The following is a 25314-nucleotide window of genomic DNA, read 5'->3' on the forward strand; positions in this document are numbered from 1 at the left end:
AATTTTACTTAGATGTTATCTGTTTATGCATCCGTTTTTTCAAGAGTTACAACAGGGTAGTCAAAAATTAGGTTTATCGCTTAGCGATGAAGCTTTGGCATTATTGTTAAAGTATCAAGATGCTTTGGTACTTTGGAATAAAGCATACAATCTGACAGCAATTCGTGATCCGAAAGAAATGTTAGTGAAGCATTTGTTGGATAGTCTAAGTATTTTAAATGACTTACCTGAAGGTAGACTGCTTGATGTGGGTACAGGTGGTGGTATGCCTGGCATGATTATTGCTCTTTGTCAGCCACAACGCCAATGTGTTCTTTTAGATTCTAATGGTAAAAAAATTCGTTTTTTGAAGCAATTTATTGCTGATCTTAAATTGAGTAACGTTGTGGCAGTACAAACACGTGTTGAGAATCAAGATACAATTGATGAGCTTGGCCAGTTTGACGTCATAACAAGTCGAGCTTTTGCTTCTTTAACGGACTTTGTAGATGCGGCTCAGCCATACCTTCATCAGAGCAGTATAATCGCAGCGATGAAAGGTGTGGTGCCAGTTGAGGAAATTGAGCAGCTCAAGCAGGACTTTTCATGTAAAGTGATTGAACTGCGCGTCCCAAGACTTGATGAACAACGTCATTTACTTTTACTTCAACATATCTAAATAAAAAGTATTAAGGTTACCATGGCTCAAATTATTGCGATTGCAAACCAAAAGGGTGGTGTTGGTAAAACAACGACTGCAGTAAATCTTGCAGCGTCTCTAGCTGTATTAAAAAAACGTGTATTACTTGTAGATATGGACTCACAAGGTAATGCTACGATGGGGTCTGGTATTCAAAAGAACGATCTTTTGTATTCAATTACAGATGTTCTTCTTGGTGAAGTTCCAATTGAAACAGCCATTCAAAAAGCAGAAGTTGGATATAAAGTTCTAGGCTCTAATCGTGAGCTTTCAGGTGTAGAGCTTGCTATTGCAGAGCAAGAAGGTCGTGAATTCATTCTAAAGAATGCTTTGAATGAAATCAGAAACTCATTTGACTATATCATTGTGGATTGTGCTCCAAGCTTGAGCTTGATTACTGTCAATGCTTTGGCAGCTGTAGATAGTGTAATTATTCCAATGCAATGCGAATATTATGCGCTAGAGGGTTTGGCTGATTTAACTCAGACCATTGATCGTATTCAAAAAGCACTCAATCCCGATTTAGAGATTATTGGTGTACTGCGTACGATGTACGATGCACGAAATGCTTTAACACGTGATGTATCTGCAGAACTAGAGCAATATTTCGGCAAAAAACTTTATGATACTGTTGTTCCACGAAATGTTCGCTTAGCAGAAGCACCAGCACATGGTTTACCTGTTATCTATTTCGAAAAAAGTTCTAAAGGTGCAGTTGCATACTTAAATCTTGCAGCTGAGATGTTAAAGAGAAGTAAAGTGAAGAAAGGAAGTAAAGTATGAGCATCAAAAAACGCGGATTGGCTAAAGGACGTGGTTTAGATGCATTACTTGGTTCAATTCAAAAAGAAAAACTACAACTTGAAGCACAGGCGTTAGACCACGGACAGTTAAAACAAGTTGATGTGAATTTACTGAAACGTGGTGAATATCAACCACGTCGTTTTATTCATGAGCATGATTTACAAGAGTTGGCGTCGTCTATTGAAAAACATGGGGTGATGCAGCCTATTGTAATCCGTCCAGTTGATGATGAAACTCATCCATTTGAAATCATTGCGGGTGAACGTCGTTGGCGTGCAGCACAAATTGCGGGCTTAACTGAAATTCCAGCAATTGTTCGAGATTTGAATGATCAGGTTGCGATTGCTTTAGCGTTAATTGAAAACATTCAGCGTCAAGATTTAAATCCAATTGATCAAGCAATCGCTTTACAGCGCTTTCATGATGAATTTGGTCTAAGTCATCAAGAAATTGCTGATACGGTAGGGAAAGCACGTACTACTGTGAGTAATTTATTGCGATTATTGAGTTTAGCTGATGACATTAAAGATTTCATGCAGCAAGGCCAGCTTGATATGGGGCATGCTCGAGCAATTTTGACATTAAAAGGGAAAGATCAATTAGAAGTTGCTAAAATTGTAATTGAGAAAGGATTGTCAGTTCGTCAAACAGAGCAATTGGTGCGTGATAGGAGTGAGCCGAAGCAGGAGAAGGAAAAAGCGCCTGTAGCACCAGATATTGAGCAATTGACACAAAAATTATCAGAGCGTTTTGGCGCTAATGTAAAAATTGATCATAACCAAAAGGGTAAGGGTAAACTGGTTATTCATTATCATACCTTAGATGAGTTAGATGGCATTTTAAATATTTGTTTGCCAGAATAATTTGCAGTTGAGTCATGTATTTCTAATTTTATATTCTTGGGGAAGAACATATGTGGGAACTTGTGAGAGCGGGTGGCTGGTTGATGCTGCCTTTAATTCTATGCTCGATTTTAACTGTTGCGATCAGTATTGAACGTTTTGTTCGGTTAAGACGTTCACAAGTTCTACCCGAAGCATTAAGCGGTAAGGGCTCTTTAAGAGCTGAAGATGTCGTGGAAAGTTTAGAACAAAATGTAGAAGTGCAAAGTAGCGCATTAGGACACATTTTAAAAGCAGGTTTTGAGCATCGCGAGCATGGTGAGCAATTTGCTCGTGCGCAAATGGAAGTAGCAGCTTCTCAAGAAATTTCTTATTTGGAAAAAAATATTAATTTTTTGGGCACTCTAAGTGCTGTAGCGCCGCTGTTAGGGTTGCTTGGTACTGTAGTGGGAATTATTGAGTCATTTCTTGTGATTGATTTTGGATCGGCTGGTAGTCCAAGTTTAATGATTCCTGGTATCTCTAAAGCATTAATTACCACAGCTGTAGGAATGTTAATTGCAATTCCTGCTTTAATTGCTTATCGCTATTTTCAAAGAGTGGTACAAGATTATATTGCCGAATTAGAACAGCAATCGACCTTATTTCATGCCTCATTGTTCTATAAGCGTTCTTCGTCTGTAGCTGAACACCGCCGTGTCGGTTAGGAGGTGAAAGCCAGATGAAATTTAAACGTTCTCAGGTTGAAGACATTCATATTAATTTAACGCCTATGATTGACTGTTTGTTATTCATTTTGGTTTTTTTATTGCTGTCGACCACTTTTAATCAGCCAAGTCGCATCAATCTAACATTACCAGATGCACAAGGTGTTCCACCAAAACAGTACGATCATAAAATTGAAGTCGTGGTAGACTCTGCTGGTCATTATGCTGTGAATGGTCAAGCACTTTCGTCTAAAGAGGTTGCTGATCTGAGTACTGCGATTAAGCAAGTTGCTCAAGAGCACCGTGATTTTATGTTCATCATTGCTGCGGATGCCAAAGCGTCTCATCAGGATGTAATTCGCGTTATGGATGTGGCAGGACAACTCGGTTTTGTTAACATCAATATTAGTACCAAAGTTCCTTCTAGAGGTTTTTCTGAGTGAATCAAGATTTTAAGGTTTATAAGCGTCTCATAGCCTATTTAAAACCTTATTGGGGCGCCGCCTTATTAGTACTTATCGGGTTCGGTATAAACTCAGCAACAGAAGTTTCCGTTGCTAAATTGATTAAATTTATTATTGATGCAATCCAAAACAGCAGTAGAGCAGATTTGGATTGGTTCCCGTTATTAATTATTTTATTAGTATTCTTTCGCGGCTTAGGCCTATTTATGGGCGGCTACTATACTGCGGTGATTTCACGCAGTTTGGTTTTTAGTATTCGCCAGGAAGTTTATGCGAAACTTTTAAAACTCCCAGCACAATATTACTTAGATAATTCATCTGGCCATATTACTGCCAAAATTATGTATAACGTTGAACAGCTAACAGCTGCTTCTTCTGAATCATTAAGAACCATCGTTAGGGATGGAATGATTACTATTGGACTATTAGGCTATCTGTTTTATACCAATTGGCGTCTTACTTTATGCGTTTTTGTGTTTTTGCCTGTGATTGGTGTATTGGTACGTAAAGCTTCGAAACGAATGCGAAAGCTTTCGTTACAGGTACAAGATACTATGGGTGATGTGAACCACGTTGTCCAAGAAAGTATTAATGGTAATGCTGTTGTAAAAAGTTTTGCTGGTGAAGAATCTGAACAAAAACGTTTCTATAAGTCATCGGAAGAGAACTTAAAACGCGGCTTAAAAATGGTAATTGTACAAAACCTGAATAGTCCGGTTGTTCAGGTGGTCATGGCTTGTGCTATGGCTCTTATTGTATGGTTGGCTTTACGACCTCAGATTTTAGGCACTACAAGTGCTGGTGAATTTGTAGCTTACCTTACAGCAGCTGGTCTGTTAGCAAAGCCAGTTAAAAGCTTGACTGATGTTAATGAAAAGTTACAACGTGGTTTAGCAGCAGCTCATTCTGTTTTTGAATTACTAGATTTACCTGAAGAGCAGAATAGTGGTCAACTGAAACCTAAATTAAATGGGGCAATTCGTTTTGATCATGTGACATTGAATTATGCTGATGGCGTAGCAGCTATTAAAGATTTTTCTTTGGATATTCTTCCAGGTCAAACTGTGGCATTGGTTGGTCGTTCAGGGGCAGGTAAAAGTTCATTAGTTAACATGTTGGTACGTTTTCAAGAAGCATCAAGTGGACAAATTTATTTAGATGATTTGCCAATTAATGATATTGAGCTTTCTTGTTTGCGTACGCAAATTGCAATGGTAAATCAACAAGTTATATTGTTTAACCGTACTGTTCGTGAAAACATTGCATATGGTCAGTTGGAAGGCGCATCAGATGAAAAAATCTATGCAGCGGCAAAAGCAGCATATGCACATGACTTCATTATGAATTTACCAAACGGTTATGACACTGTTTTAGGGGCACAAGGTCTAAACCTATCAGGTGGTCAGCGTCAGCGAATTGCAATTGCTCGAGCAATTTTAAAGAATGCTCCAATTCTAATTTTAGATGAAGCTACAAGTGCTCTCGATAATGAATCTGAACATTTTATTCAGCAAGCATTTGATGAAGCAATGCAAGATCGCACAACAATTGTTATTGCTCACCGGTTGTCAACAATTGAAAATGCTGATCGTATTGTAGTGATGGATCAAGGGGAAATTGTTGAGCAAGGTACTCATCAAGAACTTCTTGAAAAACATGGTGCTTATTATCAATTACATCAGCGTAATTTTGAGGATAACTAAGCATGTCATTGGCCCAGCTGATCCAGAATGCATGGAATAAGCAATCGAGTTGGTTGATTGCTTTACGTCCATTATCTTGTTTGTATCGTGCTGGGTTTCTATTAAATCGTAATTTTTATACTGCTGGTTTAAAGAAAGTCTATAAAGCACCTGTACCTGTCATGGTGATTGGTAATATTACCGTGGGTGGAAGTGGAAAAACTCCATTATTAATACAACTGGTGAATTATCTACAACAGCATAATGTCAAAGTTGGGGTAATTAGTCGGGGGTATGGTGGTACTGGTCCTTTTCCAATGTTGGTTACTTCGGGTGCTCAAGCAACTCAGGTCGGAGATGAGCCTGCATTAATTGTTCAATCGACGAGTGTACCAATGGCGGTGGGTCCTAATAGGCAGGCTGCAATAGAGCTCTTGATTGCATCAAAACCACTAGATTTAATTATTAGTGATGATGGTTTGCAGCATTGGGCTTTGGGACGACAAATCGAGTGGATCGTACTCGACCAAAATCGTGGTTTAGGAAATCAAAAACTATTACCCGAGGGATATTTGAGAGAGCCAGTTGAGCGTTTAGAAACTGGAACAGTAATTGAACATGCGTATAAACCAACTACAGAATTAAATATGCATCTTGAGACTGGACAGCCATATTTACTCAATCCTTTGTCAAGGGCCGAACACGGTTTTAATCCTCAAAGTAATTATCATGCTGTAGTGGGTATTGGCTTTCCACAGCGTTTTTATCAAACACTTAAAGATTTAGGCCTGAAACAGTTTCAAGAACATGCATTTCGTGACCATCATGATTACTCAATCAATGATTTAATTTTTAATGATGAACTGCCACTTATTACAACTGAAAAAGATGCAGTTAAATTATTACCGCTGCTTGAAAAAAATCCGGAATTTAAACAGCCTATTTGGGTTGTTCCTGTTAAAGCTATCCTGTCTATAGAGTGTTATCAGGTTTTAAAGCAGCAACTGCAGCAACTTGATATCCAATTATCTTAGGAAGAAAAAATGAAACACATCGTCATTCCAGCACGCTTCTCAAGTTCGCGTTTGCCAGGTAAACCATTGTTGCTTATTCATGACCGTCCTATGATTTTGCGTGTGGTGGATCAAGCAAAAAAAGTCGAAGGCTTTGATGATCTATGTGTGGCAACAGATGATGAGCGTATTGCTGAGATTTGCCGTGCAGATGGTGTGGACGTTGTGCTTACAAGTCCTGATCATCCGTCAGGAACAGACCGATTAAGCGAAGTTGCTCGTATTAAGGGGTGGGCAGCAGATGATATTATTGTGAATGTTCAAGGGGATGAACCTTTATTGCCAGCTCAACTTGTTCAACAAGTTGCAAAACTCTTGGTTGATAAACCAAATTGTTCAATGTCTACATTGTGTGAGCCTATTCATAACTTAGATGAATTTCAGCGTGATAGCATTGTAAAAGTAGTCATGTCTAAACAAAATGAAGCGTTATATTTTAGCCGGGCAACCATTCCGTACGACCGTGATGGGGCTGCGCAGGCAGAGCCAAGTTTACATACTGAAGCATTTCGCCATTTAGGTTTATATGCCTATCGAGTGAACTTATTACAAGAGTATGTGACTTGGGATATGGGTAAGCTTGAAAATTTAGAAAGTCTTGAACAATTACGTGTTTTAGAAAATGGACATCGCATTGCGATTGCTGTCGCTCAAGCAAATTTACCTCCTGGTGTGGACACTCAAGCTGATCTTGATCGCTTAAATAAAATGCCTGTCGAATCTTTTGAATAAGCGTTAATTTTTAATGAATCCGAATGTAACCTCGAAGGTTTATCCTTGGCAAAAAACGACATGGGATACCTTAACAACAAGGTTTCCCAATATTGGACATGGCCTATTATTTTATGGCAAGCAAGGCTGTGGGAAACATGCTTTTGCTAAGCATTTTTTGGCATGGGTGCTTTGCCTTAATAAGCAGCCTCATGGTGCTTGTGGTGAGTGCACTAGCTGTCAATGGTTAAAATCAGACACTCATCCCAATTATGTCCATATCACAACAGATGAAGAAAATAAAAAACAGAATGCAAAAATAAAAATCGAAAAGATCCGAGATTTACTGCCTTTCGTGCAACAAACAGGAGAAGGCTGGCGCGTTATTCTTATTGAGCCTGCTGAAGCTCTTAACTTGGCATCATCGAATGCGCTACTAAAAACTTTAGAAGAACCCGGTGAACGTGTTGTTTTAATTTTATTGGCTGATCATTATCTTAAATTACCAGCCACTATTCGTAGCCGATTGCAGCATTTTGCTTTAGATCGTATTTCATATGAACAAGCTACTTCATATTTGGATGAGCATTTATCTGAACTTGCAGAAGTACAACCTGATTTATTACTTGGTCTATCTAATGATATGCCTTTGCAAGCAATAGAGATTGCAAAAAGTGATTGGTTTGCTAAACGACAGATTTTCTTAAATGACTGGCTAAAAATTGTAGCTCAAAAAAATATGCCTCTATTTTTCTCAGGAAAATGGCAAAAAGAATTAAGTTTTAATGATTTTATCGTACTTTTTGAATACTTGTTGGGAGATTTAATTTGTGTCAAGCTAAATCAGCCACAAAAAAATACTGATTTAGATTTTGATCAATTAAGTCCATATTATGATTTAGAAAGCTTATTTAATATTTATAGTGAAGTACAACAAGTAAAAAAGCTTGTTGATCAAAATGTACAAAGTCAACTTATTATAGATCAATTGTTTATAACGTTAATGAATATTTAAGGGGAAGATTATGCAACCGCAAATGGGGGGGATTATTCAGGTAAATATTCCTGATAGAGCTACTTTGCAAGCAAGCTATATGGGATATGTGCAAGGTGGGGGCCTATTTGTACCATCAAAACAAAAGGTAAAGATGGGACAAGAAATTTTCATTTTAGCTACTTTGCCTGAGCAGTCTCAAAAAATTCCTCTAACTGGTAAGGTAATTTGGATATCACACAAGCAAAGTGGATTTAAACCTCAAGGTTTTGCTATTCAATTAAGTGGAGATAAGGGAATTTACTATAAAGCTGAGGCAGAAAGAGTTTTGGCTGGTAGTATGTCTCTAGATCGTCCAAGTTATACCATGTAATCAAATAGGATAGAAAAGTGTTTGTTGATACGCATTGCCATTTAACGATGTTAGATTTAACGCCTTATAACGGTGATCTGGACCTTGCGCTCGCTGCAGCGCGAGCAGAAGGAGTGTCTAAATTTATGGCAATTTCCGTTGATCTTGATGACCATATTGCACTAGCAGAAATTGCAAATAGGCATGAAGATGTTGGTTATACGGTAGGTGTGCATCCTTGTGAAGATGTAGATACGATGGCACGTGCAACGACCGAGCACTTGATTGAATTAGCTCAGTCGGAAAAAGTATGGGCTCTGGGTGAGACTGGACTGGACTATTATCACAGTACAGATTTTGTTGAAGAGCAAAAGGCATGTTTTGCAAGACATATCCAAGCTTCGAAAATTGTAAAAAAACCAGTCGTCGTTCATACGCGTTCAGCAAAGCATGATACGGTAGATATTATCCGTGCTGAACATTCCACGCATGGAATTCTGCATTGTTTTACTGAAGATTGGGAAACAGCTAAGGCTGTACTGGATTGTGGTTATTACATTTCTTTTTCAGGTATTGTGTCATTTAAAAATGCACAAGACTTGCGTGATGTAGCTAAACAAGTTCCGCTAGATCGACTTTTAATTGAAACAGATAGTCCTTATTTAGCACCTGTTCCATACCGCGGTAAAACAAATGAACCAAAATATGTGCCTCATGTAGCCAAAGCGCTCAGTGATGTATATGATAAATCGGTTGAGGAAATTGCAATGATCACCTCACAAAATTTTGAGAACTTGCTAAAAGCGATTTAAGTTATAGAAACTATATAAGAGAGTAATTGCGTGAAGATGGATCGTCAGGCTCAGTTCCGAGCAAGAGAAGTATTAATATTTCAGGTTGCGGAGCAATTATTGCTAGAAAATGGCGAAGCCGGAATGACACTTGATGTCTTGGCTGCTGAGCTTGATTTAGCAAAAGGAACTTTGTACAAACACTTTCAAAGTAAAGATGAATTGTACATGCTATTGATTATTCGTAATGAACGTATGTTACTAGAAATGGTTCAAGATACTGAAAAGGCTTTTCCAGAACATTTGGCCTTTTTCATGTTGCATCATTTACATCATCCTGAGCGGACAGTTTTATTTCATCAAATTGAGGAAAAACTTTCGATTACAGCTCAAGGCGTACATCACCTTTTTAATGAACTTTATCAGGTGCGTAAACAGCGATTACGAATTATCATTCGCATGACAGATCACTATTTAGAATCTATTCAAAGCAATATGACAACTCGAGATTATCTGGCATCTATTTGGTCATTAACTCATGGTGCAGCAGCTATTCTTAACTCAAGTTTTTACCAACGGTATTTAGGTTCAAGGGACACTTTAAGAGTGGCTTATATTGATCAGGCATTAGCCTTACCTAAACAAGCTGTTGAACAATATGCTTAATAGGTCAGTATGAAATCTCAATCACCATCTAAATCACAAAAAGGTTTTACCCTCATTGAAGTGATGGTGGTGATTGTTATTATGACGATTATGACCTCTCTCGTTGTACTCAACATCGGTGGGGTTGACCAAAAGAAAGCGATGCAAGCAAGAGAATTATTTTTGCTTGATGTACATAAAATTGGCAAAGAATCACTTGATCAATCTCGTGTTTTAGCTTTATCTACTCTGAGTGAGACTGACGTTTACCCATTTTCCTATGAACTGTATGAATACCACGATCAGAGTAAATTACAGGTCCAAGATTTAAAAAACCGTTGGCAGAAATACCCAGAATTTACTACGCGCCAATTGCCTAAACATGTATATTTTACAATACAGCCTCTAGATGGGCAGAACTATTCAAAAGCTACGAATACAGATTTAGTTGGAGGGCAGGCTCCTCAGTTAATCTGGTTTGGAAATGGTGAAGCTAAAACAGTTAAAATACAGTTTTACTTTGAACAAAAACCAATTGGTTCAGAAATACAAATTGATCATTTGGGTAAAATAAATGAAATCTAAAGGCTTTACTCTATTAGAAGTAATGGTAGCTTTGGCAATTTTTGCAGTAGCTGCTGTCGCGTTAACTAAAGTGGCCATGCAATATACCCAATCTACCTCAAATGCAATTCTTAGAACAAAAGCTCAGTTTGTGGCAATGAATGAAGTAGCCTTAATGGAGATAAATCAAGAATGGCTTCAAGGCACTCAAAGTAAGCAGGTTACTTCTCAAGGGGAAACTTGGCAGATTGATAAATCTGCTGAAACTACAGTCAGCCCGAATGTTCAGAAAGTAGATTTACAAATTAGCTTATATGATTCTGATAAAGGAAAAGTTCAAAATGGTATTACCCATTTGGTGTTTTTTAATTATCCAATGAAAGCAAAATAATGATAAAAAATAAATATTTTTACTCTCGAAGCACACCTTCTCGTCTTGCGGCACGATCGGAGCGGGTGATGAGGGGCTACTCCGAGCACAGCTCTTCATCTTGCGCTCGGACAAAGCGTCGCTTTAAAGACTCTCACACTCGAAACACAGTTTCTCATCTTGCGGCACGATCGAGCAGTGCTCGATTAACTCGTGCCTCAGGATTTACTTTAGTTGAGCTTTTAGTCGCAATTGCAATTTTTGCTGTTTTATCTTTGTTAGGTTGGAAGATTTTTGATTATTTATTAAAAGTCCGTGATCGTAATGCTCAACATGAAGTGCAGCTATTTGAATTACAAGATGCGTATCAACAAGTTTTGCGAGATACATTACAAATTATACCCTTATCAGCAAATCAAGGGGGGCAGCTTCATCCAGCATTAGAACTTGATAATCAAGTTCTTCGCTTTAGTAAGGCTGGTGTTACTGATCCCTTAAAACAAGGGTTATCACCTTTTGAGCGTATTGAATATCGATATGATCCTGATCAAAAAAAGCTTTATCGTCTTAAATATAGTAATTTAAATACTTCAAACCGAGAGCAACCTTTATCTAGCACTTTGTTGAGTCAAGTTGAACAGTTTCAAATTATGGTGTTAACGCCGCAAGAAGTGACAAAGTGGCCAGAAATTAATCTTGATCCTACAAAGCCCGATGAGTTTAGAAAGCTACCGAAAGGAATAAAAATACAACTCACGGTTGCTGGTGTAAGTTATGAGTGGATTTATAGCTTAAACCAAGGGAATTTATCGCTCTCCAAACAAGGAGGAGCATAATGTTGCACTATAAAAAGAGCCAGCAAGGTGTAGCTTTGCTCACAATTTTGATTATGGTTGCATTGGCTACAATTTTAGCTGCCTCTATTGCAAAGCATCAAACCAATACGATGGAAAACACTGGTTATTTAATGCGTCAGAATCAGTCATTATTATATGCCAAAAGTGCAGAAGCTTTTTTTTCTGAGTTATTAATTCAAGATGCAAACAATGCAGGTGGCGTTGATCATTTAAAAGAAACATGGGCACAGCCAATGCCACCTTTTCCAATAGAAGATGGATCTGTATCAGGGCGTTTAATCGACGAGTCAGGCAAATTTAACTTAAACAATTTAACAACCAATGAAGGTAAGGTAAATGAAGCTGCCAAAAGCTGGTTTGAGCGCTTACTTGTACGTGTAGGCTTGCCAGCAGAGTTAAGTCAAGCAGTTATCGATTGGCAAGATCTAGATGAAGAACCATCTGGACCTATGGGAGCAGAAAGTAGCTATTATGAAGGCCTTGATCCTAGCTATTTAGCTTCAAACGCTAAATTTCATCGTATTGAAGAGTTGAAATTAGTAAGAGGTTTTGATGGCAAGAAATACGATTTAATTGCTCCCTATATTTCTGCATTACCTGAAAATACAAAAGTGAATATTAATACTGCTTCACCATTAGTCTTAGCGAGTATTGATGAAAAATTAGATATAGGGGCGATAGAAAAAGAGCTTCAAATGCGCCAACAAAATTTAAAATTCTTTCAAAATGTTGATGAATTATGGCAATTGAATGCTTTTTCAACAGTCGATACCCAAAAGAGAACTGAGGTGAATAGCCTATTAGATGTAAAGTCGAGTTTTTTTCAAGCACAAATTGAGGTCATGCTTAATAATAGAAAAAGACAATTTACAAGTGCACTCATGCGTAATGATAAGCAGGTTTATGTTTATTCTAGAAATATGTCACCATTTAACTAGTTGAAAAATTGTAATTTATTTGTTTGGGTCATGTTGTGGAAAAGTCATTTTTAGGAATTTCTCTAATGGACATAATAGAATAAATATAAATTTTCCATATGCTTATCTTCAATATTTCTTCACAAGTCTTATCATACTTTTCGCTAATTGTTTCTAATTGAAAAGTGGTGCGAAGTTTTTGTCTTTTGCTTTATAATAATGTTCTTAGAAGGAATGATCGATTTGGCACATGTTAATTCGCAAGTTATTTAAGTTTGAAAATGCACATGTTGTACGTAACTGTACATCGGATCGTTGTAAGCGATCAATTCATGGACATAGCTATAAAGTCGAATTATTGCTTAAAGCTTCGAAATTAGATCATGGACAAATGGTTTATGATTTTGGGCTTTTAAAAGGTGTAATAAAAGACCTTATTGACAGCTTTGATCATGCAATCTGTTTTTGGGAAAAAGATGATTCTCAATATATTGATGCTTGTCAGACTTTTAGTGCTCGCTGGATTTCTTTACCGGTTTCACCCTCAGCTGAACAGTTTTCTCGTATTTTCTTTTATCTAGCTCAGCAAGTTTTGCAGTCAACAATCACTCAAAATGGGGAAGGTGATGTTGAGGTTTATTCAGTTATTGTTCATGAGACCGATACTGGATATGCTCAAAGCTTTATTGAAGATATTCAAAACGAACAAATGGGGATCTTAAGTCTTGATGGAATTGTTTTTTCAGAACAAATTCAGATAGAGTGGGCAAATCCGAAAATGTATGAAGACTTGAAAAAAGGGATGAAATTTAATAATCCTCAAGTTGATTTGCAAGTCGAAGTGTAAATCGAATTACTCTATTTGTAGAATTGAAAATTGATCTAGGATGACATTAATGCAATTAACTGAGCAACAGCAAGATAAACTCAGTAAAGTTCAATTAGAAGAAAGCTGGAAAATATCTTTAGCACCTTTTTTGTTAAGCCCTCAAATGGATAATTTGCGCGATTTCTTATTTCAAGAGAAGCAAGCACAAAAAATAATATATCCACCGAGTAAACAAATCTTTAGTGCTCTAAATACGACACCATTGGCTGATGTGAAGGTCGTTATTCTGGGACAAGATCCATATCATGGACCGAACCAAGCGAATGGATTAAGTTTCTCTGTTCAAAAAGGTATTGCATTACCACCATCTTTACGTAATATTTTTCATGAATTGCATACAGATTTGGGTATTCCAGCTCCTCGCCATGGTGACTTAACGAAATGGGCTAAACAAGGGGTGCTTTTACTGAACAGCGTGCTTACTGTTGAAGCTGGGCAGCCAACTTCACATCAAAAGCAAGGTTGGGAAGCATTTACCGATGAAGTCATTGATGTTTTGAATGAGCAAAGAGAACATGTGGTATTTATTTTGTGGGGTGCTTATGCACAGCGCAAAGGACAACGTATAAATAGAGATAGACACTTGGTTTTAACCGCCGCACATCCATCACCTCTTGCTGCAAATAGAGGTGGTTTTTTTGGGTGCAAAGTGTTCTCAAAAACAAATCAATATTTGAAACAACATGGCATTGAGCCCATAGACTGGCAATTGGACGCATGATGAACTCTCCCAATGTAAATAACTATCACCCGGACTTGGTGGTTGAAGAAGCAAAAAACGGCTGGCGTATAGTACGTTTGAATCGTCCTAAATCATTGCATGCTTTAGATGAATCAATCGTAACGGCATTATTGCGTGTATTTGAAGATTTTCGTGATGATGAGAACGTTAAAGCAATTTGGTTAGATTCAACTACACCAAAAGCTTTTTGTGCAGGTGGCGACGTTAGAAAATTGCGTCAACTTGTTATAAATCAAGAAGTAGATACTGCTAATAAGTTCTTTCAGCAAGAATATGCTTTAGATTTACTTTTACATAATTATGCTAAACCTGTGGTTGTTTGGGGCGAAGGCTATGTTATGGGTGGTGGTTTGGGCTTGTTCATGGCAGCACCATTCCGTCTAGTAACCCCATATTCTCGTTTGGCAATGCCTGAGATTAATATTGGTTTATATCCAGATGTCGGGGCGAGCCGTTTCCTAGCAGATCGAGGTCCAGTAGGTTTGTTTACTGGTTTAACTGGTTCAATTATGACAGCCGCTGGAGCATATAGCATCGGTTGGGCAACACATATTTGTGAAGCACAGCGTGATAATGTTTTGCAAAAAGTTTTAAATATTAATTGGGCTCATTATCCTGCAGGGGATTTCCGCGCAATTGATGATACTTTAAATAGTTTGCATCGTCCTGTTGCGGCAGGTCCGTTGCAAAACTCGCTAGATGTGATTCATAGCGTTTGCCGTGGTTTTAATTTTGAACAAGATTACCAAGCTATTGTTAGTTTACGTGATGCTAGCAGTGATTGGCTCCGCCAAGCGAGTGAGAACTTGCAAAAAGGATCTCCTAGTACTGCGGCAATTACTTGGTTGCTGTGGCAATGGGGTAAACAAATACATTCTTGGGATGAGGTCTTTGACTTAGAAGCTCAGATTTCTGAGTGGAAAATTCGTCATCCTGACTTTGTAGAAGGTGTTCGGGCGCGCTTGGTTGATAAAGATTTATCACCAGAATGGAAACCATGTGAAGACCTAAGCTTAAGAGGCATATTAGCTGATGGTCCGCCAGTGACCTCAATAGATAGCTGGAATGCTTTGCTTAGACAACATGGTGTGATCACCTAAAATACATGACTGAATATAGTGATGAATATTGGATGCAGCTTGCTTACGAGCAAGCTGAATTAGCCGCTCAGCAGGGTGAGATCCCGGTTGGAGCGGTTGTGGTGAGCGAAAATAGAGTGATTGGATCGGGATATAATGCTCCAATTAGTTTGTTAGATCCAACTGCACATGCAGAAATTCAAGCTATCCGCGCAGCATGCTTATCATTAGAAAATTATCGATTACCTGAAGATGCAACTTTATATGTCACTCTTGAGCCGTGCACAATGTGTGTAGGCGCATTAGTACATGCAAGAATCAAACATGTGGTTTTTGGTACAACAGAACCTAAAGCAGGTTCATTGGTAAGCGCTCGTCAATTACTACAACACGGTTATTACAATCACAGATTTACCTTTCAACAGGGTTGTTTACAAGAAAAATGTGCCCAACAACTCAGTCATTTTTTTAAACAAAGACGTGAGCAAAAGAAACTAGAAAAACAACAAAAAACGTCCTTAAATGATTAAAAAGTAACATGAGCTTATGGCAAACTAACGCGATTTTACTGCCATGATTCTATTTAATAAGGAATATTCAATGCGTAATGTAATTACCGTAAAAAAAGAATTTAATGCTCCACTTGGTGATGTATTTAACTTGCTCTCTAAACATTCAACTTATAATACTGCTTTTGCACCGTTACAAGTTGTACGTGTAAAAGACTCAGCAGATTCTAAAAGACCTGATGGTTTAGGTTCAGTTCGTCGTATGGGATTTGGTCCAATCAAGCCATTTAAAGAAGAAATTACATTGCTTGAAGAAAATAAAAGCATTGAATATAAATTAATAGACAATCCTTTGATTAAACACCATTTAGGTCGAATCGAGTTTTCTGAAATTACCCCATATATAACTTTAGTTACATACCGCATCGAGTTAACTGCAAAAGCTCCAGTGGTAAGTAAATTAATCCTTGCACAGCTAAAACTAGCCATTACACTAGGCTTTTCGAGATTAGCTAAAGCAATTGCTTCTTAGTGAGAGTTCAATGACAGTTCAAATTATTACTATTGATGGTCCGAGTGGTTCGGGTAAAGGAACATTGGCCGCAAAACTTGCAGCACATTATCAATATCATTTACTCGATTCTGGTGCCTTATATCGTTTATTAGGGTTGTCATTACATAAACACGATTTATTAGAGAAATTAGACAGTCAGCTCGATGAATGCGTTCAGTATGCACGTCAACTGGATATTAAATTTGAAACTTCCGCAGCAGGGATTTTAGTTTTTCTAGATGGCGAAGATGTATCTCAAACAATTCGTACAGAACGGGTTGGTGAATATGCATCGAAAGTTGCAACAATTCCAGAACTTAGACAGGCATTATTTGAGCGACAAAGAGCTTTTGCACAAAATCCTGGTTTAGTTGCAGATGGTCGTGACATGGCAACAGCTATTTTTCCTGAAGCAAATGCTAAAATTTATCTAACGGCTTCAGCTGAGTCGCGTGCCGAGCGAAGAGTAAAACAGTTGCAGGGCATGGGCCTAGATGCTAAAATAAACGACATTTTAGCTAATATACAGGCGCGTGACAAAAGAGATATGGAGCGAGAAGTTGCTCCACTCAAGCCAGCCGAAGACGCTTATATCATTGATAGTTCGGAATTAACGATCGATCAGGTATTTAAGTTGATGGTTGATTATGTCGATAGCCGTACCATTTAGCAAATAGAATTATCAGTTGACGCATAGCTTGATCAGTTTATAAAGACTATGTTGATACTTAACTAAACCGGCCTTGTCTGATCCAAGACCGCTGAATTTATCAGGTATATCATGACCGAATCTTTTGCAGCCCTCTTTGAAGAAAGTGAATTAAACCTCAACGTTGAAAAGGGTGCAGTCATCCAAGGTGTTGTTGTAAACATCGATAGCGACTGGGTAACTGTTGACACTGGCCTAAAGTCTGAAGGCATTGTTGACCGTGCTGAATTTTTAAATGAACAACGTGAACTTGAAGTTCAAGTTGGCGATACTGTTGACGTAGTTGTTGAAGCTCTTGACAACGGTATGGGTCAAACAGTTTTATCACGTGAAAAAGCTAAGCGTGCTGAAACTTGGACTAAACTTGAAAAAATCTTTGAAGATGGCGAAATCGTTACTGGTGTTATCTCTGGTAAAGTTAAAGGCGGTTTTACTGTTGACATCGGTCCTGTTCGTGCATTCTTACCAGGTTCATTAGTTGACACTCGTCCTATCCGTGACACTACTCACCTTGAAGGTAAAGAGTTAGAGTTTAAAGTAATCAAACTTGATGCTAAACGTAATAACGTTGTTGTATCTCGTCGTGCTGTTATGGAAGCTGAATCTTCTGCTGACCGTGAAGCATTACTTGCTCAACTTGAAGAAGGTCAAACAGTTACAGGTACTATCAAGAACCTTACTGATTACGGCGCATTCGTTGATCTTGGCGGTATTGATGGTCTTCTCCATATCACAGATATGGCTTGGAAACGTATCAAGCACCCTTCAGAAGTTGTTGAAGTGGGTCAAGAAGTTACTGTTAAAGTACTTAAATTTGACCGTGAGCGTAACCGCGTATCTTTAGGCCTTAAGCAATTAGGCGAAGATCCATGGTTAGCGATCATGAGCCGTTACCCTAAAGGTTCTATCGTTAAAGCTCGTGTAACTAACTTAACTGACTACGGTTGTTTCGCTGAAATCGCTGAAGGCGTTGAAGGTTTAGTTCACGTTTCTGAAATGGACCACACTAACAAAAACATCCACCCATCTAAAGTTGTTCAGATTGGTGATGAAGTTGATGTTATGGTTCTTGAAGTTGACGAAGAACGTCGTCGTATCAGCCTTGGTATCAAACAAACTCGTGCTAACCCATGGGAAGAGTTTGCTAAAGCTCATGAGAAAGGCGAAAAAGTATCTGGTACTATCAAGTCTATCACTGACTTTGGTATCTTCATCGGCTTGAACGGCGGTATCGACGGTTTAGTACACTTGTCTGATATTTCTTGGAACGAGCAAGGCGAAGAAGCTATTCGTCGTTACAAGAAAGGTGACACTGTTGAAGCTGTTATCTTGTCTGTAGACGCTGAAGGTAACCGTATCAGCCTTGGTATCAAGCAATTGAACAGCGATCCGTTCAATGATTTCTTAGCTGCTAACGAACGCGGTGCTTTAGTTAAAGGTACTGTAACTGCAGTTGATGCTCGTGGCGCAACTGTTAAGTTAGCTGACGAAGTAGAAGCTACTCTTAAAGCTTCTGAAATCAACCGTGACCGCGTTGAAGATGCAACTAAATTCTTAGAAGTTGGTCAAGAAGTTGAAGCGAAAATCATCAACGTTGATCGTAAATCTCGCTCTATCAACTTGTCTGTTAAAGCAAAAGACGAAGCTGAAGAGAAAGAAGCAGTTGCTACTTTACGTACAGCAACAACAAGTCAAGAAAATGGTCCTAAGACTATTGGTGACTTGATTAAAGCACAAATGAAGTAATAGGTTAACAAAGTACAGTTTCATGTAACGGAATTGTACTTTTTATACAAATTACTGTAAACGGTAGCGTAGTATTCAACATACTACGCTACCGTTTTGTATTTAAACAGGTTATTATCAGACGACATAGAGTAGCAATAAATAACGAGGTCGTAGATGACTACTGAAGCTCTTAATAAGTCTGATTTGATTGAACGCATTGCGCTAAAAAACCCACACTTAGCTGAACCTTTGGTGGAAGAGGCGGTTAAAATTATGATTGATCAAATGATAGAAGCACTATCAACTGATAATCGAATTGAAATCCGTGGTTTTGGTAGCTTTGCTTTACACCACCGTGATCCAAGAGTTGGTCGCAATCCTAAAACAGGAAGATCAGTTGAAGTGGCAGCTAAAGCTGTTCCGCATTTCAAACCCGGGAAAGCACTGCGTGATGCAGTCAACGAATCCGGAAAATAAATAAAAATTTATAAGTGGGGTGCCTATGCGTTATATTTTAATTGCATTGCTTATTGTTGTATTTGGTTATTCTTTAGCCCTTGTATTGCAAAATCCAACAGAGCTGTCTGTTGATTTGCTATTTACTCAAGTTCCAGCTATGCGATTAGGCTTATTATTGCTACTCACATTAGTACTTGGAACGGTGGTCGGTCTTTTGCTAGGTGTACAGGTTTTCAGAGTGTTTCAACAAAGCTGGGAAATTAAACGTCTTCGTAAAGATATTGACCATTTGAGAAAAGAACAGATTCAAAGTGCTCAATTAGCAGCAGCAGAAGCCGCTGCAAATGTAAGACATGAAAAAACCGTTTTAGATGTTTATCCTCAAGATAAAAACTCTACTCCGCTATAATTCGAACACTACTCTTTATTCACGAATAAAGAGTAGTATATTCCTTAATTTATCAGTGTTTTCTTCTTTTTATTTTTCTAAAAATCAATCCCCGTGACATTATTGTCTCTAAATTTGAAAGCCTTCCTTATACATTCCTTTATTACTTGATGACTTGTCTATTATAATGACGCTGATTTTATGTGATGGAAGAAAGTCTCTTGAGTATCATTGTTGCGTTAGATGCAAAAAGCCAATATGACGCTTTAAAAATTGTTGAACAACTTGATCCTACTTTATGCCGTGTAAAAGTGGGTAAAGAGCTTTTTACTCATGAAGGCCCATCTGTTGTAAAAAAACTTCAAGAACAAAATTTTGAAGTTTTTCTTGATCTTAAATTTCATGATATTCCAAATACTACCGCTCAGGCTGTTTGTGCAGCAGCTGATTTAGGAGTGTGGATGGTAAATGTTCACGCTTCAGGTGGCCGTAAAATGATGGAAACCTGTGTTGAGCGTTTAAAAGCAGGTAACTATCAAACCCAGCTTATTGCTGTGACAGTACTCACATCAATGGGTCGAGAAGATCTAAAAGATCTTGGTCTAGATGTTGAGCCTGTAGAACATGTAAAGCGCTTGGCTAAACTCACTAAAGAAAGTGGCTTAGATGGGGTGGTTTGTTCTGCTCAAGAAGCTAAGATTCTTCGTGAATTAATTGGGCAAGACTTCTCTTTGGTAACACCAGGTATTCGTCCAGAAGGGACAAATGCGGACGACCAAAAACGTATTGTGACTCCAAAGCAGGCTATGCTTGATGGTTCTACACATCTGGTCATTGGTCGACCGATTACTAAAGCAGAAAACCCAACAGAAATGTTGAAATCTATTCTTGCTTCAATTGCCTAAAAATTTAGAAATAAGCTAATTAATAACGGGGCGAGTAGGCTTAATAATAAGCCACTCATCATGGCATGTGGTACATAATGTGTACCGCATGACTGTTTTACCATTGCTAAGGTAACATCCATTGACGTTGCGCCAGCACTTGAGATAGCAGGGCGAGGAAAACGCCATCCCATGGTATACATTAAAAATATAGCAACAATTTCTCTAAATAAATCAGTCAATAGTGCGATGCCACCTAGTTCTGCCGAATGTAATTGCGTAAATAAGATCCCTGACATTGAGTACCAGCCATAACCTTGTGCTAATGCTAATGTTTCGTTCAGTGCAAAATGTTTGTTAAGCAAAAAGTAGTTGAAGAAGCCTGCAATACATGACCCTATAAAAGCAGCTAAAGGTACAATTAAAATTTTCCAGCTTAACCATGTACGGTTGAAATGAGTGAAGGCAAGTTCAATACCAATTAAGAAAATAAACAATAATAATAAATACCAACTATTAAATGCCATATGTGAATTGAATTGAGTGGCGATAGCTCCTAATAAAACACCGATACCTAAGGCAAGAAAAGCTTTTGCAATATTCTTTAAAGCATTTACAAAAAGTTGAAGTGAGATTTTTCCTTTTACACTTTGTTTATCAAAAATTGTATAAGCCAATAAACATATAAAGAAAGAACCAAAAGATGTGGTAAGTGCAATGATTATAGCTGGTGGAAGTATCGCAGAAGGGTTCTCAATTTGATCAAGTGCTAGTGTTAACTCTAAAGCCACACTTGCTAATAGAATATAGGAAAAATAGGGCAGTATTTTGAAAATAAACTGTCGGATATTTAGAGATAGTTTAGGTGCTAGAAAATAGCCGAAAGCAAGTGCTAAAAAAATTTGAATGATAAGATAAAAAGATTGCATATAATAATAGGTGGCTTGTTTTTAACCCACCTATTATGTCTTGAACATTTTAAGCTGCATAGCTCTGTGAGCTTTTATTTAAGAGTAAGTAATCTTTAGGATTAACTTTGCGCGTTTCTAACCAATACTTCCATGTATAGGTGGGCCACAACGAAAAGTTTTTTCCATCGGCAGATTGATACCAGCTACTACAGCCTCCAGCTTGCCATACAGTCCCTTGGAGCTGAATTTGAACCCGCTCGTTAAAAGCATCTTGAACTTCTGGTTTGATCTCAATTGCTTTTTGACCGGATTTCTCTACGAGTTGAATCAGTTGTAAAATGTAATTTACTTGAGATTCAATCATAAAAATAACCGAATTATGACCTAAAACTGTATTGGGGCCGACCAATTGGAATAGGTTAGGAAAGTTTTTAGTCATAATGCCATAATAACTTTCTGCACCATCTTTCCATGCCTGTTTTAACTCGATTTGATTGCGTCCAATACAAGTGAAATGTTTTAAGTAAATACGTGGGTCAGTAATAAAACCTGTGCCGTAAATTAAACAATCAATAGGCCGTTCTTTACCATCTTTAGTAATAATACTGTTTTCTTTAATTTCTTGAATGCTATCCGTTATTAGCTCAACATTTTTACGGTTAAATGTAGGGAAGTATTTATTTGAAATAAGAATACGTTTACATCCCATCACAAAGTCCGGTGTGAGTTTCTTGGCCACTTTCTTGTCTTTAACTTGGAAGCGAATGAAAGCTTCAGCCAACTTTTGACCATATTTCATAATTTGAGGTTGAACAATCGGTACAACGCGTGACTCATTACTCCAATAAAGACGACTACGATGAATTTGACGATAAAGATTGGAAGATTTGAATAATGCTTTACTCAAACCTGAGTATTTGCGTTCATCTCGTGGTATTACCCATGCTGCCGTTCTTTGAAATACATAGAGCTGCTTAACATCTCCAGCTATTTCTGGAATATATTGAATTGCGCTACCACCTGTACCAATAGATGCAACTGATTTACCATTCAAATTATAGTCATGTTCCCATTGTGATGAATGGAAAACTTTGCCTTTAAACTTTTCGATACCCTGAATATGGGGAATTTGTGGGATATGCAACGGGCCTGATGCAAAAACTACAAATTGAGCTTCGATCGAAGGCTGATTTTTAAAGTCTAGAGTCCATACATGACGTGCTTCATCATATTGGACATTGCTCACATTATGGTTAAACTTGCAATAATCTTTAATCTTGTATTTTTCTGTAATATCTTGAATATATTGAAAAATCTCTGGTGCTTCAGCATAGCGTTTTGACCAGTCGGTTTTAGGTGCAAAAGAGAGGGAATACATATGAGATTGAACATCACATGCTGCGCCTGGGTAGCGATTTTCCCGCCAAGTTCCGCCAACATCATTTGATTTTTCTAAAATAACAAAGTCTTGCTGTTGATTTTGCAGTAAACGGATTGCCATTGCTAGGCCACCAAATCCAGCACCAATAATAGCGATTTTAGTTTTTTGAATAGCATCTTGCTTTGCGTTTAGCATTGGAAACCCTGCATAAGCTAAAAGGAGGATTGCAGGCAAGACTAACGTTTTTTAACCAGTTTAAACATGATTGTATCGACGTGAAAATTGATAGATTCGGCAATTAATTTTCTTTCTTGTTTATAGTAAAACATTTGAGTCTAGGGAAATTGATAGAAGAATGAAACGGTCGATACTTGGTTTAATGTATTTAATTCAAGGAATGCGCAATGCAGGCATTGATGTCGACTCACGTTTGGCTGGTATAGGAATTAAGGTTGATGCTTTAGATCCGAGTTCCACAATTCATGATCGCCTAGAATGGGATATTCAACAAATTATTAGTGAAAATGTTGAGCCTGAAAAGGGCCTATTTATTGGACAGCATTATGCTTTAGCCGGTTACGGACCATTACTTATGTTGCTTGTAACAAGTAATGATGTTCAAACTGCATTAAATAAAGGGATAAAGTATCAAAAACTTACTCATTTATTTGGTGCTTTAGGCCTATATGAAACTGATGAGCGTACAATTTTAAGTTATTTGCCTGTTGATTTGAAAACACAAATTGGCAAGTTGCGGGCTCAATGTGAAGTTTCAGGAACTTATAAATTTATTCAAGATATTTATACGATGATGGGATTACAAATGCCTGCTATGCGTATAGAACTTCCATTTGAAAAACCAACTGACTCAGATACTTTATCTCGCTATTTTGCATACTATGGCGATGATGTGCACTTTAATGGTAAATATGCAGCATTTAGCCTAAGCAAGGATGTGCTTGAAATTAAGATCCCTTCGGCGGATATCATTACACATCGTATTTATGAATCAAAATGTATTACAGAAATAACAAGATTAAATCAACAAGATCACCAAACTCCACATATCATACAATGTGTGCAAGATTATCTTGAGTTGCAACAAGGTATTATCCCGAGCATGGCGGAAACTGCTTTTGCATTGAAAATGCCTGAAAGGACATTAAGGCATCAATTGCAACAGTTAAATACGAGTTATAAGCAAATTCGTGAACAAATCATCAAGAATAAGGCATTAAAGCTTATGGAATATAGGGAATACTCAATAGAAGTTATTGCCGAATTGCTCGGTTATTCTGAACCAGCGGCATTTAATCATGCATTTAAACGATGGTTTGGACAGAGTCCTCGACAATATGGCAAAGAGTCATCGTCGTAATTCTTGATGCTAAAAGCTAATGTGGTTGAACAAAATGTTCGCTATACTCCTATCAGTTAAAATTGAAATAAAACGATATGTTAAATTTAAAATCTTCTCATAGTACTGCATTCTCACCTTCTTCCCCAGCAGAACGCTATGCTGAGGCTTTAGCTTCAGGCCAGTTTATGGCAGATGAAGCGCAAGCACAGGCAGTGCAAGAATTAGATCGCGTATGGAAAGAACTTTTAAACCGTTATAAAGCCTCTAAAAAAGCTTTCCGTCGTTTTCGCCGCCAAACATCACCTAAAGGTGTCTATATGTGGGGTGGTGTAGGTCGTGGAAAAACTTGGCTTATGGATCAATTTTATGAGTCAGTGCCGTTTCGTCGTAAAACACGTATGCATTTTCATCATTTCATGCAACATGTTCATAAAGAGCTAAATAAGCTTTCAGGCCAACGTAATCCACTTGAAATCGTGGCTGACCAAATTTATAAAGATGCAGTCGTTATTTGTTTTGATGAGTTCTTTGTATCAAACGTAACAGATGCAATGATTCTAAGTGATTTATTTCAAAAATTGTTTGTTCGTGGTGTGACATTAATTGCAACATCAAACATTGCACCAGATGGTTTATATAAAAACGGTATTCATCGTGACCGTTTCTTGCCAACAATTGAAATGGTTAAAAAGAACTGCGCTATTTTAAATGTAGATGCAGGTGTAGATTATCGTTTACGCGTATTAAAACAAGCTCAATTATTTAAATCACCATTAAGTAATGAAGTCCAAAACTGGATGTCGGAACGTTTTAGTGCATTAACTCATACACAAGCTCATTCTCAAGAGCCTATTGTAATCAATAATCGTATTGTTGAGACTCTAGGGCATACAGAAGATGTATTGTGGTGTGAATTTTCTGAACTTTGCTTTAAACCACGTAGCCCAGCAGATTTTATTGAAATTGCAAATATCTATAATACGGTTCTGGTAAGTAATGTTCCGCATTTAACAGATTTCTTGTCTGAAGGTACACGTCGTTTTATCTACTTAGTCGATGAATTTTATGATCGTGGAGTAAAATTACTTTTAACTTCTCAAGATAGTATTATTGATATTTATCAAGGTGAAAAGTTAGCATTTGAAATTGAGCGTACTCGTTCGCGTTTATTAGAAATGCAATCGGATGAATATTTGCATTCAGAACATCGTCATATTGATGAAGCTAAAAACGCATAAAAAATAGATATGAAAAGCGCTCTATATAAGGG

Annotated in this window: 30 protein-coding genes; 28 read left to right on the forward strand and 2 right to left on the reverse strand. The window is 37.7% G+C overall.

What is annotated here, in order from left to right; all coding sequences use genetic code 11:
• The first annotated feature begins 25 nt into the window (after positions 1-25).
• The 26 genes from rsmG (at position 26) to pyrF (ending at position 20413) form a co-directional block, all read left to right on the forward strand.
• The gene (gene rsmG, locus BMW38_RS01860; RefSeq protein ID WP_092705594.1) at positions 26-658 is read left to right on the forward strand and encodes a 16S rRNA (guanine(527)-N(7))-methyltransferase RsmG; all 633 of its coding nucleotides are present in this window, start codon (positions 26-28) and stop codon (positions 656-658) included.
• 21 nt (positions 659-679) lie between these two features.
• Positions 680-1462: a ParA family protein gene (locus BMW38_RS01865; protein WP_003651453.1), complete on the forward strand. Its 783-nt coding sequence runs from the start codon at positions 680-682 to the stop codon at positions 1460-1462.
• Positions 1459-2346, forward strand: a complete 888-nt coding sequence (locus tag BMW38_RS01870) for a ParB/RepB/Spo0J family partition protein (RefSeq protein WP_056479611.1) — start codon at positions 1459-1461, stop codon at positions 2344-2346. The genes BMW38_RS01865 and BMW38_RS01870 overlap by 4 nt, the downstream gene beginning before the upstream one ends.
• Positions 2347-2396: 50 nt before the next feature.
• Entirely contained in the window at positions 2397-3032 is a 636-nt protein-coding gene (locus BMW38_RS01875) for a MotA/TolQ/ExbB proton channel family protein (RefSeq protein ID WP_092705595.1), read from the forward strand.
• Between the two features lie 14 nt (positions 3033-3046).
• Entirely contained in the window at positions 3047-3475 is a 429-nt protein-coding gene (locus BMW38_RS01880) for an ExbD/TolR family protein (RefSeq protein ID WP_004642621.1), read from the forward strand.
• A complete protein-coding gene (gene msbA / locus BMW38_RS01885) occupies positions 3472-5199 on the forward strand; it encodes a lipid A export permease/ATP-binding protein MsbA (protein WP_092705596.1) in 1728 nt (575 codons plus the stop codon). Before BMW38_RS01880 ends, msbA begins: the two co-directional genes overlap by 4 nt.
• Before the next feature lie 2 nt (positions 5200-5201).
• On the forward strand, positions 5202-6212 hold the full coding sequence (gene lpxK, locus BMW38_RS01890) for a tetraacyldisaccharide 4'-kinase (protein ID WP_092705597.1): 1011 nt from the start codon (positions 5202-5204) through the stop codon (positions 6210-6212).
• Positions 6213-6221: 9 nt separating this feature from the next.
• Positions 6222-6983, forward strand: a complete 762-nt coding sequence (gene kdsB, locus BMW38_RS01895; protein WP_092705598.1) for a 3-deoxy-manno-octulosonate cytidylyltransferase — start codon at positions 6222-6224, stop codon at positions 6981-6983.
• A 13-nt stretch (positions 6984-6996) separates the two neighbouring features.
• Entirely contained in the window at positions 6997-7977 is a 981-nt protein-coding gene (locus BMW38_RS01900) for a DNA polymerase III subunit delta' (protein WP_092705599.1), read from the forward strand.
• A 10-nt stretch (positions 7978-7987) separates the two neighbouring features.
• Positions 7988-8329, forward strand: coding sequence for a PilZ domain-containing protein (locus BMW38_RS01905; protein WP_003651467.1), 342 nt, complete (start codon positions 7988-7990; stop codon positions 8327-8329).
• Between the two features lie 17 nt (positions 8330-8346).
• Positions 8347-9120, forward strand: coding sequence for a TatD family hydrolase (locus BMW38_RS01910; protein WP_092705600.1), 774 nt, complete (start codon positions 8347-8349; stop codon positions 9118-9120).
• A 36-nt stretch (positions 9121-9156) separates the two neighbouring features.
• Positions 9157-9765 carry a TetR/AcrR family transcriptional regulator gene (locus BMW38_RS01915; RefSeq protein ID WP_005041096.1) on the forward strand — a complete coding sequence of 203 codons (609 nt, stop codon included), beginning with the start codon at positions 9157-9159 and terminating at the stop codon, positions 9763-9765.
• 9 nt (positions 9766-9774) lie between these two features.
• Entirely contained in the window at positions 9775-10329 is a 555-nt protein-coding gene (locus tag BMW38_RS01920) for a type II secretion system protein (protein ID WP_092705601.1), read from the forward strand.
• A complete protein-coding gene (gspI, locus tag BMW38_RS01925; protein ID WP_092705602.1) occupies positions 10319-10699 on the forward strand; it encodes a type II secretion system minor pseudopilin GspI in 381 nt (126 codons plus the stop codon). Before BMW38_RS01920 ends, gspI begins: the two co-directional genes overlap by 11 nt.
• A complete protein-coding gene (gene gspJ / locus BMW38_RS01930; protein WP_092705603.1) occupies positions 10699-11514 on the forward strand; it encodes a type II secretion system minor pseudopilin GspJ in 816 nt (271 codons plus the stop codon). Before gspI ends, gspJ begins: the two co-directional genes overlap by 1 nt.
• Positions 11514-12473, forward strand: a complete 960-nt coding sequence (gene gspK, locus BMW38_RS01935; RefSeq protein ID WP_092705604.1) for a type II secretion system minor pseudopilin GspK — start codon at positions 11514-11516, stop codon at positions 12471-12473. The genes gspJ and gspK overlap by 1 nt, the downstream gene beginning before the upstream one ends.
• A gap of 229 nt (positions 12474-12702) precedes the next feature.
• Complete coding sequence (locus BMW38_RS01940; RefSeq protein ID WP_092705605.1) at positions 12703-13299, forward strand: 6-pyruvoyl trahydropterin synthase family protein; 597 nt, start codon at positions 12703-12705, stop codon at positions 13297-13299.
• Between the two features lie 49 nt (positions 13300-13348).
• On the forward strand, positions 13349-14062 hold the full coding sequence (gene ung, locus BMW38_RS01945) for a uracil-DNA glycosylase (RefSeq protein ID WP_005041081.1): 714 nt from the start codon (positions 13349-13351) through the stop codon (positions 14060-14062).
• Positions 14059-15183, forward strand: a complete 1125-nt coding sequence (locus BMW38_RS01950; protein ID WP_092705606.1) for an enoyl-CoA hydratase/isomerase family protein — start codon at positions 14059-14061, stop codon at positions 15181-15183. The genes ung and BMW38_RS01950 overlap by 4 nt, the downstream gene beginning before the upstream one ends.
• 5 nt (positions 15184-15188) lie before the next feature.
• Positions 15189-15692 carry a tRNA adenosine(34) deaminase TadA gene (gene tadA, locus BMW38_RS01955; protein WP_092705607.1) on the forward strand — a complete coding sequence of 168 codons (504 nt, stop codon included), beginning with the start codon at positions 15189-15191 and terminating at the stop codon, positions 15690-15692.
• Positions 15693-15762: 70 nt separating this feature from the next.
• Positions 15763-16203: an SRPBCC family protein gene (locus BMW38_RS01960; protein ID WP_092705608.1), complete on the forward strand. Its 441-nt coding sequence runs from the start codon at positions 15763-15765 to the stop codon at positions 16201-16203.
• Positions 16204-16213: 10 nt separating this feature from the next.
• Positions 16214-16894, forward strand: a complete 681-nt coding sequence (cmk, locus tag BMW38_RS01965; protein ID WP_092705609.1) for a (d)CMP kinase — start codon at positions 16214-16216, stop codon at positions 16892-16894.
• 111 nt (positions 16895-17005) lie between these two features.
• Complete coding sequence (gene rpsA, locus BMW38_RS01970; RefSeq protein ID WP_005041073.1) at positions 17006-18679, forward strand: 30S ribosomal protein S1; 1674 nt, start codon at positions 17006-17008, stop codon at positions 18677-18679.
• Between the two features lie 156 nt (positions 18680-18835).
• Positions 18836-19138 (forward strand): integration host factor subunit beta, encoded by a 303-nt coding sequence (locus BMW38_RS01975; protein WP_003651488.1) that lies wholly within the window; start codon positions 18836-18838, stop codon positions 19136-19138.
• A 25-nt stretch (positions 19139-19163) separates the two neighbouring features.
• On the forward strand, positions 19164-19529 hold the full coding sequence (locus tag BMW38_RS01980) for a lipopolysaccharide assembly protein LapA domain-containing protein (RefSeq protein WP_005041071.1): 366 nt from the start codon (positions 19164-19166) through the stop codon (positions 19527-19529).
• A gap of 185 nt (positions 19530-19714) precedes the next feature.
• Positions 19715-20413 (forward strand): orotidine-5'-phosphate decarboxylase, encoded by a 699-nt coding sequence (pyrF, locus tag BMW38_RS01985; protein ID WP_092705610.1) that lies wholly within the window; start codon positions 19715-19717, stop codon positions 20411-20413.
• On the opposite strand, the gene BMW38_RS01990 is transcribed toward pyrF, so the two are convergent.
• Positions 20410-21321 (reverse strand): lysine exporter LysO family protein, encoded by a 912-nt coding sequence (locus tag BMW38_RS01990; protein WP_092705611.1) that lies wholly within the window; start codon positions 21319-21321, stop codon positions 20410-20412. The two genes, pyrF and BMW38_RS01990, sit on opposite strands and share 4 nt — an antisense overlap.
• 49 nt (positions 21322-21370) lie before the next feature.
• A complete protein-coding gene (locus tag BMW38_RS01995) occupies positions 21371-22918 on the reverse strand; it encodes a flavin-containing monooxygenase (protein WP_092705612.1) in 1548 nt (515 codons plus the stop codon).
• 121 nt (positions 22919-23039) lie between these two features.
• Here BMW38_RS01995 and BMW38_RS02000 point away from each other — a divergent pair, with 121 nt between their 5' ends.
• Together BMW38_RS02000 and zapE are read left to right on the forward strand one after the other, a co-directional pair.
• Positions 23040-24062 carry an AraC family transcriptional regulator gene (locus BMW38_RS02000; RefSeq protein WP_056479642.1) on the forward strand — a complete coding sequence of 341 codons (1023 nt, stop codon included), beginning with the start codon at positions 23040-23042 and terminating at the stop codon, positions 24060-24062.
• Positions 24063-24139: 77 nt separating this feature from the next.
• Positions 24140-25282 (forward strand): cell division protein ZapE, encoded by a 1143-nt coding sequence (gene zapE / locus BMW38_RS02005; RefSeq protein WP_003651500.1) that lies wholly within the window; start codon positions 24140-24142, stop codon positions 25280-25282.
• The last annotated feature ends 32 nt before the right edge of the window (positions 25283-25314 follow it).

It is taken from the genome of Acinetobacter sp. yr461, assembly GCF_900110445.1.
In the GTDB taxonomy this organism is placed as follows: Bacteria; Pseudomonadota; Gammaproteobacteria; order Pseudomonadales; family Moraxellaceae; genus Acinetobacter; species Acinetobacter calcoaceticus.